Source organism: Actinomadura formosensis NBRC 14204 (assembly GCF_001552155.1).
GTDB classification, from domain to species: domain Bacteria; phylum Actinomycetota; class Actinomycetes; order Streptosporangiales; family Streptosporangiaceae; genus Spirillospora; species Spirillospora formosensis.
Genome location: NZ_BCQQ01000078.1, coordinates 1 through 12,114, shown reverse-complemented (window position 1 = coordinate 12,114; position 12,114 = coordinate 1). Strand labels below are relative to the sequence as shown.

Here is a 12,114-nt window from a genome sequence, read left to right as displayed (position 1 = left end):
GGTGTGTTGTTGCTGGTGGTGGCGTTGTCGGGCGCGGGCTTGGTGTTGTAGCCGCCGGCAGGAGCAGCGCTGGATATGGTGAGTGTCGGCCGGTGGGCGGGTGAGCGCGGTCACCCACCCGGACGGTGCCTGGGCGGCGATGGCCCGCTCGATCATCACGGCCAGTAGTTGCGGCTTGGTCGCACAACCCACGCCGGTGGGGACCTTGGCGCGGGCCCGCCGGTCCGGATCGGCGATCCGGGAGGCGGCCGGCAGATACGACTCCCGGTCGATCAGTGCCCGTCCACGCGGGCCCGCATAACCCGGGAACACCCCGCTCTGGCAGTTGGTGATCTTCCCGGCAGTGCCGGTGTACTGCCGCTGCACCCCTGCCGAGCAGGTCCCCTTCTTCTCAAATCCGGTGTCGTCTCCGACCGGCACACCGCCGGGGTCGCCCAGGTGTTCCACCCCATAGCCGCGCACATCGTCACGGACTCCATGGCTGGTTCGCCGATCTGGTCGCCTCGGCGAAGAAGCCGGTCCTGGATTTCGTTGCCCGGTCGTTGATGGGCACCCCGGAGATCAACTCCACGAGCATGCAGCGAGCGCGGGAGATGTGGGGCGTGACCCGCACCGTTGCCGACACCTGCTGCTCCAGGCCCCCGCCGTCACCGACCCGGCCGACCCGCGCTTTTGACGGCCTTCCGCTTCCGAACGTGTCCCAACCGCCAGGTAACGGGGTGAGAGACCACACGGGCGATCATCGATTCCGCTGGGCCATCGCGGTGATTCCGTCGAGCAGGGCGCGCAGGCCGAGGTCGAACGCGTTCGCGGCCGCCTTGGCCGCGTTGCGGTTGAAGCCGCCGTTCTGCCAGGTCTGTTCGATCGCCGGGTATCGCGCCGGGTCGAAGATGGTTTCCCAGAACACTTGGCGGGCGGCCCACCAGTCGTCGCCGGTCTGGCCGCTGATCCGCTCGGCATGGGTGTGTTCGGCAAGGGCGGCGGCCGCGCCGTCGACGAAGGTGACGATGGAGTCGGTCGCCGCAGACGTCTCGGCGGCGGACAGCCCGGTCATGGACAAAGCAGCCAGCAGGAAGTTGTCCCTGGCGAGCAATCCGGGGCCGAGGGGTGGTCGCACGGTCGACACAATGCGCAGCCACGGGTGGCGTTCGTGCAGGGCCACGTTCTGTTTCGCGTAGTGCTCGATCTGGTCACGCCACGAGCCCGATGGGGTCAAGTCGAGTTCCCGCCAGGCGGAATCCACCATCAGGTCGACCAGTTCGGCCTTGCCGGGCACGTGCGTATACAGCGTCATCGTGCCGACGCCGAGGGACCCGGCGAGCCGGTCCATGGTCATGGCGTCGAGTTCGTCCCGGTCCGCCAATGCCATGGCCGCGGCGACGATCTTGTCCAGGGAGACCTTTGGTGGCCGGCCACGACCCGATCGAGCCTGCGGGGAGCGCCAGAGCAGGCGCAAGGTCTCCCGAGGATCTCCGCCACCGCTGCGTTCCATCAGGCCTCCCGTTTCCCGTAGATGATACGGTATTGTTTATCCGTAGGACGTACGAAAAAGGAGGACGCGGGTGCGAGTGCTAGTGACAGGGGCAACCGGGAACGTGGGGCGGAACGTGACAACAGGCCTGGTCAAGGCGGGAGTTCAGGTACGGGCGCTGACCAGGGCCCCGGGGCGGGCCAAACTGCCCGGCGCTGAGGTCGTCCAGGGAGATCTCACCAAGCCGGAGTCTGTGCCGTTCGACGGCGTGGACCGGATGTTCCTCTTCCCGGAGCCGTCGACGGCGAAGGAGATCGTCGAACGTGCCGGGCAAGCAGGCGTCCAGCGGATCGTCGTGCTCTCATCGGGCGCGGTGACCGGCGGTTTCGACACGACATTCCATCCGCCGGTCGAACACGCCGTCGAGGAGTCCGGTCTGGAGTGGACACACCTCCGGCCGGGTGAGTTCGCGGCCAACAAGCTGTCGCTGTGGGGACCGTCGATCCGGGCCGAGCGGGTGGTGCGGGACGCGAATCCGGACGCGGGCTGGTTTCCCGTGCACGAGCGGGATGTCGCCGATGTGGCGCTGAAAGCCTTGTTGGAGGACGGACATCACGGCAAGGCGTACGACATCAACGGTCCGGAGTTGATCAGCTTGCGCGAGCAGGTCAAAGCCATCGCCGATGCGCTCGGCGAAGAGGTCGGGTTCGAGGAGGTCACTCCGGCGGAGGCGCGCGAGATCTACATGAGGATCGGGGGATTCGCCGCCGAGGCTGCGGACTTCCTGCTGGGATTCACCGACTACGACGGCAATCCGGCCGATCCGGCGGACATCGAGGACTTCGATCCGAGTGTCCTGGGCCCGTTGCCCACTGCGCAGTCCGTGACGGGCAGTCCGCCGCGGACGTTCGCGCAGTGGGCACGGGATCGGGTCGAGGACTTCCGCTAGTGTCCTGCGCCAGGAATTCGATCAAGATATGAGGCGAGGCGCTCGAGAATCTCGTCGGCGGTCTTGGTCCAGGTGAAAGGGCTGGGGTCGTTCCAGGTCTTGATCCAGTCGCGGATGCCGTTTTCCAGGGCGCGCAGGGTCTTGTGCACGCCGCGCACTGCGCAACCCGGTCGACCCGGCCTTCTCCCCATGCCACAGCCCCCACCCGATCTCGATACAGCAACCGGTGCAGGGTGACCGGGACTCGCCGGGCGATCGAAGAATGCTCCCAGGCCGCCAAGAACCAGACCGGTCCGGATCACTACCAGGCCCGGTTGCATCCGGCCCGTCACCCGGTTCTTCCGCACCGATCTCCACCAACGAGATCCGCCGTCTCTACGCCACGCCCGACAATGCCACCACCAGCAACAACACACCAAAGATCACTAAGTGCGGCTGGAGTACCAGATCAGGCGGACGCTTCGGTGAGGCGTTCGAGCTGGTCGCCGGTGAGCGTCGTGCGCGGCACCTCGATGAGCGGCGGCAACTGGTCGAGGGTGCGGGCGCTGGCGATGGGCGCGGCGACGGTCGGCTGCGCGGCGAGCCAGGCCAGCGCCACCGTCGCGACGGCGGCGCCCTGCTCCTCGGCGACGATGTCGAGCGCGGCCAGGACCCTGCGCCCGCGCTCGGTCTCCAGGTATCCGCCCGCGCGGCCGGCGCGGACGCTGTCCACCCTGGCGCCGGGACGGTACTTGCCGGTCAGGAAGCCCGAAGCGAGCCCGTAGTAGGGGACGGCGGCCAGCCCGTGCCGTTCGGCGATGTCGCGGCGCGGCCCCTCGTAGGTGCCGCGGGACACCAGGTTGTAGTGCGGCTGGATGGCCGCGTAGCGGGCCGTCCCCTCGCGTTCGCTGAACTCAAGGGACGCCTCCAGCCGGTCCAGTTCGATGTTCGACACCCCGATCTGCCGGACCTTCCCGGCGGTGACCAGGTCGTCCAGCGCCGTCATGATGTCCTCGACGGGCACGGACGGGTCGTCGAAGTGCGTGTAGTACAGGTCGATGCGGTCGGTGCGGAGGCGCCGCAGCGAGTCCTCCGCGGCGGCCCTGATGTTCGCGGGGGCCAGGCCCCGGCGCTCGGGATGCCGGCCGACCTTCGTCGCGATGACGACGTCGTCCCGGTTGCCGCGCGTCCGCGTCCATTCCCCGATGATCTCCTCGGACTCGCCGCCGCCGTTGCCGGGCGCGGACGCCATGTACGAGTCGGAGGTGTCGATGAAGTTGCCGCCGGCCGCCGCGTAGCCGTCCAGGATCTCGAACGAGCGTTCCCTGCCCGCGGTCCAGCCGAAGACGTTGCCGCCCAGGCAGAGCGGAAAGACGTCCAGGTCACCGATCTTGTTCATGTCGAACCTTCTTGTCCCGTCGGGGCGTTTCAGGGAGCATTACCCCGTGCTGACCGCCTGCCTCGCCTTCGCCGTCATGGCCGCGCTGCTGACGATCACACCCGGCGTGGACACGATGCTCGTCGTGCGCAGCACCGTCGCCGGCGGGCGGCGGGCCGGCCTGCTGTCCTCGGCGGGCGTGGTCACCGGACTGATGTGCTGGGCGATGACGAGCGCGGCCGGGCTGACCGCGCTGCTGGCCGCGTCCGGGATCGCGTTCGGCGTGCTGCGCGTCGCGGGCGCCTGCTATCTGATGTGGCTCGGCGCGCGGGCCCTGTGGAACGCCCGGCACCGGACGCGGGAGACGGCCGAGGCCCCGTGGACACCGGCGTCCGGCCCCACCGCCTTCCGGACGGGCCTCACCACCAACCTGCTCAACCCCAAGGTCGGCGTCTTCTACATGAGCCTGCTGCCCCAGTTCGTCCCGGACGGCGCCCCGGTGTTCTGGACGAGCATGCTGTTCGCGGCCATCCACGCCGCCGAGGGCCTGCTGTGGCTGGCCGCCGTCGTCGGCGCCGCCGGGGCCGCCCGCCGCGCCCTCACCCGTCCGGCCGTCAAACGGCGCCTCCAGCAGATCACCGGCCTCGCCTTCATCGGCTTCGGCCTGCGCCTGGCCCTCGACCACTGAGCACGGTCACGCCGGCATCCGCCGCCGGCCGTCCGCCGCTCACAGAACCAGGCGCGACCCCACGGCGGACGGGGGACCATGCGTCTTCGGCGTCCACGGCCTCATGTGAGATCCACAACGATCACACCTGCAATGATGCCGATGACCAGGAGTACCTGCCCGATGATCGACCGCAGGGCAAGCCACATCATGGTTGCGGCCATGACACCGGCCGACCCGATCAGTTTGTGGTCTCGCGCCGTTGAGGCAATGGCGAGGACGAGCATGACCAACACGGATGCCAGGGCCATGTTCAAGCCTCCGCCGAGGCGGATCTATGGCATTCAGCCTGACATCTCCGCTGAATAAAACCAGTGAGGGTTCTTTGTGGCGGCGGCGGAACGGGCCGCCCCTTCCGGAGCGGCCCGTTCGGCGGTGCCGGTTACTTGCCGATCAGGTTGCGCAGGACGTACTGGAGGATGCCGCCGTTGCGGTAGTAGTCCGCCTCACCCGGGGTGTCGATGCGGACGGTGGCGGTGAACTCCTTGTCGTCGGCCTTGACGGTGACCTCGCCGGGGACGCCGCCCTCGTTCATCGCGGTGACGCCGGTGATGTCGAACGTCTCGGTGCCGGTGAGCCCGAGGGACTCCGCGGACTCGCCGTCCTTGAACTGCAGCGGCAGGACGCCGAGGCCGATCAGGTTCGAGCGGTGGATGCGCTCGTAGGACTGCGCGATGACCGCGCGGACGCCGAGCAGCGCGGTGCCCTTGGCGGCCCAGTCGCGGGACGAGCCGGAGCCGTACTCCTTGCCGGCGATGACGACGAGCGGGGTGCCCTGCGCGGCGTAGTTCTGCGCGGCGTCGTAGATGAACGCCTGGGGCGCGCCGTCCCGGGTGAAGTCGCGGGTGTAGCCGCCCTCGACGCCGTCCAGGAGCTGGTTGCGGAGCCGGATGTTGGCGAACGTCCCGCGGATCATGACCTCGTGGTTGCCGCGGCGCGAGCCGTAGGAGTTGAAGTCCCTGACCTCGACGCCGTTGTCCTGGAGGTACTGCGCGGCGGGCGTGCCGACCTTGATGGCCCCGGCCGGGGAGATGTGGTCGGTGGTGACCGAGTCGCCCAGCTTCGCCAGCACGCGGGCGCCGCGGATGTCGGTGACCGGCTCCGGTTCGGCGCTCATGCCGTCGAAGTACGGGGCCTTGCGGACGTAGGTGGACGCGGGGTCCCACTCGAACAGGTCGCCGGTCGGGATGTCGAGGCCGCGCCAGCGCTCGTCGCCCTTGAAGACGTCGGCGTAGTCCTTGACGAACATCTCCTGCCCGATGGACGACTCGACGATCGAGGCGACCTCCTCCGGCTCGGGCCAGAGGTCGCGCAGGTAGACGGGGCCGTCGGTGCCCTCGGCGATCGGGTCGTTGAGGATGTCGATGTCCATCGTCCCGGCGAGCGCGTAGGCGATGACCAGCGGCGGCGACGCGAGGTAGTTCATCTTCACGTCGGGGCTGATGCGGCCCTCGAAGTTGCGGTTGCCGGACAGCACCGCGGTGACCGCCAGGTCGTTGTCGTTGACGGCCCTGGAGATCTCCGGCTGCAGCGGGCCGGTGTTGCCGATGCAGGTGGTGCAGCCGTACCCGACGAGGTTGAAGCCGATCTTGTCGAGGTACGGGGTGAGGCCGGCGCGCTCGTAGTAGTCGGTGACGACCTGCGACCCGGGCGCGAGCGAGGTCTTGACCCACGGCTTGCGGGTCAGGCCCTTCTCGACGGCGTTCCTGGCCAGCAGCGCCGCGGCGATCATCACGTACGGGTTGGACGTGTTGGTGCAGGACGTGATGGCGGCGACGGCGACGTGCCCGTGGTCGAGGACGAACTCCGTGCCGTCCTCAAGGGTGACCGGGACCCGCTTGTGCAGGCGGCCGGAGCCGTTGGCGTCGACCTGCCGGGGCTTGTCGCCCTCGGTCTCCTGGGTGATCGCCGGGGTGTCCGAGGCCGGGAAGCTCTCGTTGGACGCCTCGTCCAGCGCGCCCAGGACGCTCTCGACGTAGTTCTGCACGTCCCGCCGCCAGGTCGTCTTGGCGTTCGCCAGGGAGATGCGGTCCTGCGGGCGCTTCGGGCCGGCCAGCGACGGGACGACCGCCCCGAGGTCCAGCTCCAGGTACTCGGAGAACTCCGGCTCCACCGACGGGTCGAGCCACATGCCCTGCGCCTTCGCGTACGCCTCGACGAGCGCGGTCTGCTCCTCGCTGCGCCCGGTCAGCCGCAGGTACTTCAGCGTCTCGTCGTCGATCGGGAAGATCGCGCAGGTGGAGCCGAACTCGGGGCTCATGTTGCCGATCGTGGCGCGGTTCGCCAGCGGCAGGGCGTGCACGCCCTCGCCGTAGAACTCGACGAACTTGCCGACGACGCCGTGCTCGCGCAGCATCTCGGTGATGGTCAGCACGAGGTCGGTCGCGGTCGTGCCGGCGGGCAGCTCGCCGGTCAGCTTGAAGCCGACCACGCGCGGGATGAGCATCGAGATCGGCTGGCCGAGCATCGCGGCCTCCGCCTCGATGCCGCCGACGCCCCAGCCGAGGACGCCGATGCCGTTCTCCATCGTGGTGTGCGAGTCGGTGCCGACGCAGGTGTCGGGGTAGGCGACGCCGTCGCGGTCGAACACCACGCGCGCGAGGTGCTCGATGTTCACCTGGTGGACGATGCCGGTCCCGGGCGGGACGACCTTGAACTCGTCGAACGCCGTCTGCCCCCAGCGCAGGAACTGGTAGCGCTCCTTGTTGCGCTCGTACTCGCGCTGCACGTTGCGCTCGAACGCGTCCGGCGAGCCGAAGTAGTCGACGATGACGGAGTGGTCGATCACCATCTCGGCCGGCGCCAGCGGGTTGATCTTGGACGGGTCGCCGCCCAGCTCCCGTACCGCCTCGCGCATCGTGGCGAGGTCCACCACGCACGGCACGCCGGTGAAGTCCTGCATGATCACCCGCGCGGGGGTGAACTGGATCTCCTTGCTCGGCTGCGCCTGCGGGTCCCAGCCGGCGAGCGCGCGGATGTGCTCCGCGGTGACGTTCGCGCCGTCCTCGGTGCGCAGCAGGTTCTCCAGCAGCACCTTCAGGCTGTATGGGAGACGGGCCGCGCCCTCGACGGCGTCCAGCCGATAGATGTCGTACGACTTGTCGCCAACCTGCAGCTTGTCACGGCTGCCGAAGCTGTTCGCGGACACGGACTCCTCCTCCGTCGCCACCGCACGGCCGGTCCGGGACATGTGCGCGCGGCGCTCGTCATGGTCTTCGATGTGCCCGTCCCCGGGGCCGGCACAGGGCGGCGCGCTGCGGGACGGGCGCTCGTCTTCCTTGATCCTGCCCTAGTCGGCCTCCCGACCGGCAATCAGGGCGACCTAACTTCCGCAAGTTTTCTCTTGACGTCAAGCTATCTGCAATTTATCTCGATATCAAGTTATTCACCCCCGGGGCGGCGGCCGTTCGGCCGTGGCCGGATGCGGCCACACCGCCTGACCGGCACGGTCCAAAAAGTTGATCTTGCGCTATTGATCATGATCCGCCGGGCTGCTTACCGTGCCCACATGTTGATCAAGAGGAGATCCCTTCTCAAGGGCATGGTCGCCGCCCCCGCAGCCTTCGCCCTGGGAGGGGCGCTGGACGCCACCGGCGCCCTCGCCAACCCGGCTCCGCTCCCCAAGCCGTCCCTGCTCAACGTCACCTACCCCACGAAGACCGACTTCGATCTCGTCCCCGAGGACAAGGCCGCCGGCCAGACCGCCACGTGGGCCGCCCTGATCACGGCCCTCAAGCGCACGCTGCCGAGCAGCACCGTGGACGACGTCCTGAACTCCGCCAACCGCTACGGCGTCACCGGCCTCCCCAACACCCCGCCGAGGACCGCCAACTGGTTCTGGCAGGACGGCGACAACAGGGACCCCTACTGGTACCCGCAGGGCCTGACCACCAGCGCCGACCACGCGGGAACCGGCAAGTACAACGGCCGCGAGGTCCAGCTCGCCTCGTGGTACAGCAAGCACACGGTGAACAAGGGCGTGCGGGTCAGCTTCGTCGACATGACCGACCCGGCCCGGCCCGCCTACCGGCACGTCCTGCTCGTCGAGCCGACCGGCAGCACGCTGACGCCGGACTTCGCCCCCATCAAGATCCACGCCGGCGGCATCATGTGGTACGGCGACCTGCTGTACGTCGTGGACACCAACAGCGGCATCCGGATCTTCGACATGCGGGACCTGTTGAAGATCACCGCCCCCGGCGACGAGACCAAGATCGGCAGGCAGCCGGACGGCACGTTCCAGGCGCACAACTACGCCTACGTGCTGCCGCAGTCCGCCGCCTACTCCTCGGTCGTGCGCAACCAGCAGCAGCAGGTGCTCTACTCCTGGATCTCCCTGGACCGGACCTCGGTCCCCGACAGCATCGTCATCGGCGAGTTCCTGGAGACGCCGCAGCGGGCGAGCCGCCTGTTCAAGTGGGACATCGACTACCAGACCCGCCGGCTCAAGGAGACGAACGGCGTCGCCCACCCGTCGTTCGCCGCGGTGGTCGACATCGACCGGATGCAGGGCGGGACCTGCATCAACGGCAAGTTCTACATCACCCGCAGCAACACCAACAACGCACCGGGCAACCTGCTCACCTGGACGCCGGGCAGCCTGGTCCAGTACCCCATCAACCTGCCCCCTTACCCGGAGGACGTCTCCTACGACGGCACCAAGGATTGGCTCTGGTGCCACACCGAGGCCGAGAACTCCCGCCAGGTCTTCGCCCTGAAGGCCTCGCAGATCTGAGGGGGCCCGCGGGACGGCGTCCGCCGTCCCGCGGGGCTCACCAGCGCTGGCGGGCCTCCTCCGCCCAGCCGGTGAGGCCGTCGAAGTCGATCCAGGCGCCCTCGTCGGTGCGGGCGTGCCCGCTGAAACGCCCGAAGCACTGGTGGGTCTCGGTGCCGACGACGCCCAGCTCGACCCGCGCGGCCCGCTCATGGAACGGACGGAACTCGACCTCGACGCGCTCCCCGGTGATCGTCCAGGGGCGCAGCCAGTCGGCCCGGTCATACGTCCAGGTGAGCTCCTCGCCGATCTTGTGCAGGCGGCCGTCGACGAACAGGGCGTTCTCGGTCATGCCGGTGCCGTCCGTCCATTTTCCGCCGAGTTGCAGGGCCAGGCCGGGGCCGCTCGCCGCCGCCCAGTTCCACGTCATCCGGTACGGCCACTTGCCGCGCCCGTGGTCGAGGACGGCGAAGGCCCCCTCCCCGATCTCGTGCTCCCCCGACGGCAGGCTCAGCCGCCCCCGCACGGGGCGCCCGACGTCCTTGACCGTGTACTGGAAACGCCGGGAACTCCACGGGATCACCACACCGAGCGATTCGTGCCCCTCCGGCAGCGGAATCTCGACATCGAGATCGAGCACACCCGGCGCCAGCGCCCGCACCCGGGAGCCGGACGGGCGCTGCCGCACCCCGATCGCCACTCCCCCGCCCCGCACCGACACCTCACCGGCACCGCTGCGGTCGGGGAGAACGGCACCGCGAGCGAACGGCACCACGGCGTCCTTACCAGTCTCCTCGCCGGTCTCGCGGTCCAGCACGTACACGCCGTGCACTCCGGCGTAGTCGAGCGAGGAGGCCACCAGCCCGATGATGTGCCGGGGCGTGACGATGCCCCAGTACTCCCACCGCTTCGCCCGGCCCCATCCGCGCAGGTTCGCCCGGTGCAGCGGCCGCCGCGTCCAGCCGACGGCGCCGGGGTTGAGGCGTCCGTCCGGCAGGCACAGGTCCACCGGCCCTGTGATCTCGCGCTCATGCGTGCTCGGCATTCCCCGAGGCTACTCGCCGGATGACAGAGTCGATCACATGCCCGGCATCGTCCCCTCCGCCCTCGCCCGGCACGCGATCGAGACCTGGGGCGCCGACGGCCGCCGCTGGCTGGACGCGCTGCCCGCCACGCTGGACGCCGTCGCCCGCAACTGGGGGCTGCGCCTCGGCCGCCCCTTCGAGCTGAGCTGCCACTGGGTGGCCGAGGCGACGCCGGAGGACGGCGGGGCCGCGGTCCTCAAGCTCGGACCGCCGGGAGCGGACCATCTCGCCGCCGAGGCCGCGGCCCTCGCCGCCTACGACGGGCACGGCGCGGTACGGCTGCTGGCCCACGATCCGGCACGCGGCGCGTTCCTGCTGGAGCGGGCCGTCCCCGGGACACCCGCGAGCGCCCTCGTCCCCGACCGCGACGAGGAGGCCACGGCCGCCGCGATCAGCGTGATGCGGCGCCTGCACCGGACGCCCCCGCCGGACTGCCCGCTCCCCCGCCTGGAGACGGAAGGCGCCTCCCTCAAGGACCATCTGCGCCGCCACCCCGGAGACGGCCCTTTGCCGCGCCACCTGGTGGAGCGGGCGGCACGCCTCTTCGACGAACTGTGCGCCGACCCGTCCGGCACGGTCGTCCTGCACGGCGACCTGCACCACGACAACATCCTGCGGGCGACCCGCGAACCCTGGCTCGGCATAGATCCGCACGGGTACGTCGGCGATCCCGGCTACGAGGCCGGCGCCCTCCTCTACAACCCCGACCCGGAGGACCGCGACGACGCTCTGCTCAGGCTCGTCCCCGCCCGTGTCGAGCAGCTCGCGGACGGTCTCGGCCTCCCACCCGAACGCGTCGTGGCCTGGGGATTCGTCAAGGCCGTGCTGGCCGAGGTGTGGACGGCCGAGGACGGCGGAACGCCGGGCGACCGGTCCCTGGACGTCGCCCTTCGGCTGCTTCCCCGGCTGCCCTGACGGCACCTTTAAATAAGTCCATACCTCGGCCAGAGTTTCTCTGGTGCCGGTCCGGTCGATCCCATCAAGGTGATCACTGAACCGCCCTGGAGCGTCGAGGAGCACGATCGCGCGCTGGACCGGCTCGCGGCGCGGGAGAACTTCCCGGTGGCGGCGGGGCTGCTGCCCGCCCGGCACCGGGCCGGTCTGCGGGCCGTCTACGGGTTCGCGCGGCTCGTCGACGACATCGGCGACGAGGCGCCGCCGGACCAGCGGGCCAAGCTGCTCGGCCTCGTGGACGACGACCTGGACCGCGTGTTCGCCGGCCGGACGCCGGACCTCCCGCAGTTACGCCGGCTGGCCGGGGCCGTGCACGCGCACCGCCTCCCGGAGGCGCCGTTCCGCGATCTGGTGCGGGCGAACCGGCGGGACCGGGCCGTCCAGCGGTACGAGACGTTCGACGAGCTGACGGAGCACTGCGCGCTGTCGGCCGCGCCGGTGGGACGCATCGTGCTGCATCTGTTCGACGCGCACGAGCGCGGCCTCGCCGCGGCGTCCGACGATGTGTGCACGGCGCTGCAGGTCATCGAGCACTGCCAGGACGCGGGCCGGGACTACCGGGACGGGCGGATCTACCTGCCCGGCGAGGACCTGCGGCGGTTCGGCTGCACCGAGGACGACCTGGCGCGCCCGGTGACGCCGACGCGGCTGCGCGGCGTGCTGGCACTGGAGGCGCGCCGCGCCGCGGACCTGCTGGACCGGGGCACGACGCCGCTGATGGCGGGCCTGCCCGGATGGGGGCGGATCGCGGTGGCGGGCTACGTGGCCGGGGGCCGCGCGACGCTGTCGGCCCTGGAACGCGGGCGCTACGACGTCCTCGCGCGCCCGCCGCGCCCGCGGCGGGCCGCGCTGCCCGG

General features: G+C 70.0%; 11 protein-coding genes and 1 pseudogene. 5 read left to right on the top strand and 7 right to left on the bottom strand.

Going from position 1 to position 12,114, the window contains the following annotated elements:
- Window positions 1–105: 105 nt before the first annotated feature.
- Together AF1_RS20305 and AF1_RS20300 are read right to left on the bottom strand one after the other, a co-directional pair.
- Window positions 106–477 (bottom strand): annotated as a pseudogene (locus AF1_RS20305) (transposase); the annotation flags it as partial.
- Window positions 478–739: 262 nt separating this feature from the next.
- A complete protein-coding gene (locus AF1_RS20300) occupies window positions 740–1,492 on the bottom strand; it encodes a TetR/AcrR family transcriptional regulator (protein WP_242608794.1) in 753 nt (250 codons plus the stop codon).
- A 70-nt stretch (window positions 1,493–1,562) separates the two neighbouring features.
- Between AF1_RS20300 and AF1_RS20295 the strand changes: the two genes are divergently transcribed.
- Window positions 1,563–2,420 carry an SDR family oxidoreductase gene (locus AF1_RS20295; RefSeq protein ID WP_067801438.1) on the top strand — a complete coding sequence of 286 codons (858 nt, stop codon included), beginning with the start codon at window positions 1,563–1,565 and terminating at the stop codon, window positions 2,418–2,420.
- Here AF1_RS20295 and AF1_RS33520 read toward each other — a convergent pair.
- Window positions 2,417–2,569 carry a hypothetical protein gene (locus AF1_RS33520; RefSeq protein ID WP_207394036.1) on the bottom strand — a complete coding sequence of 51 codons (153 nt, stop codon included), beginning with the start codon at window positions 2,567–2,569 and terminating at the stop codon, window positions 2,417–2,419. The two genes, AF1_RS20295 and AF1_RS33520, sit on opposite strands and share 4 nt — an antisense overlap.
- A 299-nt stretch (window positions 2,570–2,868) precedes the next feature.
- Window positions 2,869–3,798, bottom strand: a complete 930-nt coding sequence (locus tag AF1_RS20290; RefSeq protein ID WP_067801435.1) for an aldo/keto reductase — start codon at window positions 3,796–3,798, stop codon at window positions 2,869–2,871.
- A 46-nt stretch (window positions 3,799–3,844) separates the two neighbouring features.
- On the opposite strand from AF1_RS20290, the gene AF1_RS20285 reads away from it, so the two are divergent.
- Window positions 3,845–4,465, top strand: coding sequence for a LysE family translocator (locus tag AF1_RS20285; protein ID WP_207394035.1), 621 nt, complete (start codon window positions 3,845–3,847; stop codon window positions 4,463–4,465).
- Between the two features lie 101 nt (window positions 4,466–4,566).
- Here the strand turns inward: AF1_RS20285 and AF1_RS20280 are convergent, their stop codons facing one another.
- On the bottom strand, window positions 4,567–4,755 hold the full coding sequence (locus AF1_RS20280; protein WP_067801430.1) for a hypothetical protein: 189 nt from the start codon (window positions 4,753–4,755) through the stop codon (window positions 4,567–4,569).
- Window positions 4,756–4,886: 131 nt separating this feature from the next.
- Window positions 4,887–7,652 carry an aconitate hydratase AcnA gene (acnA, locus tag AF1_RS20275; RefSeq protein WP_067801492.1) on the bottom strand — a complete coding sequence of 922 codons (2,766 nt, stop codon included), beginning with the start codon at window positions 7,650–7,652 and terminating at the stop codon, window positions 4,887–4,889.
- Window positions 7,653–8,012: 360 nt separating this feature from the next.
- On the opposite strand from acnA, the gene AF1_RS20270 reads away from it, so the two are divergent.
- Window positions 8,013–9,239, top strand: coding sequence for an LVIVD repeat-containing protein (locus AF1_RS20270; protein ID WP_131732610.1), 1,227 nt, complete (start codon window positions 8,013–8,015; stop codon window positions 9,237–9,239).
- A 37-nt stretch (window positions 9,240–9,276) separates the two neighbouring features.
- On the opposite strand, the gene AF1_RS20265 is transcribed toward AF1_RS20270, so the two are convergent.
- Window positions 9,277–10,263: a DUF2804 domain-containing protein gene (locus AF1_RS20265; protein ID WP_067801425.1), complete on the bottom strand. Its 987-nt coding sequence runs from the start codon at window positions 10,261–10,263 to the stop codon at window positions 9,277–9,279.
- Window positions 10,264–10,300: 37 nt separating this feature from the next.
- On the opposite strand from AF1_RS20265, the gene AF1_RS20260 reads away from it, so the two are divergent.
- Together AF1_RS20260 and hpnC are read left to right on the top strand one after the other, a co-directional pair.
- Window positions 10,301–11,218 carry an aminoglycoside phosphotransferase family protein gene (locus tag AF1_RS20260; protein ID WP_067801422.1) on the top strand — a complete coding sequence of 306 codons (918 nt, stop codon included), beginning with the start codon at window positions 10,301–10,303 and terminating at the stop codon, window positions 11,216–11,218.
- Window positions 11,219–11,287: 69 nt separating this feature from the next.
- Window positions 11,288–12,114 (top strand): squalene synthase HpnC (hpnC, locus tag AF1_RS20255; RefSeq protein WP_067801419.1); only part of this gene is annotated, 827 nt, incomplete at its 3' end.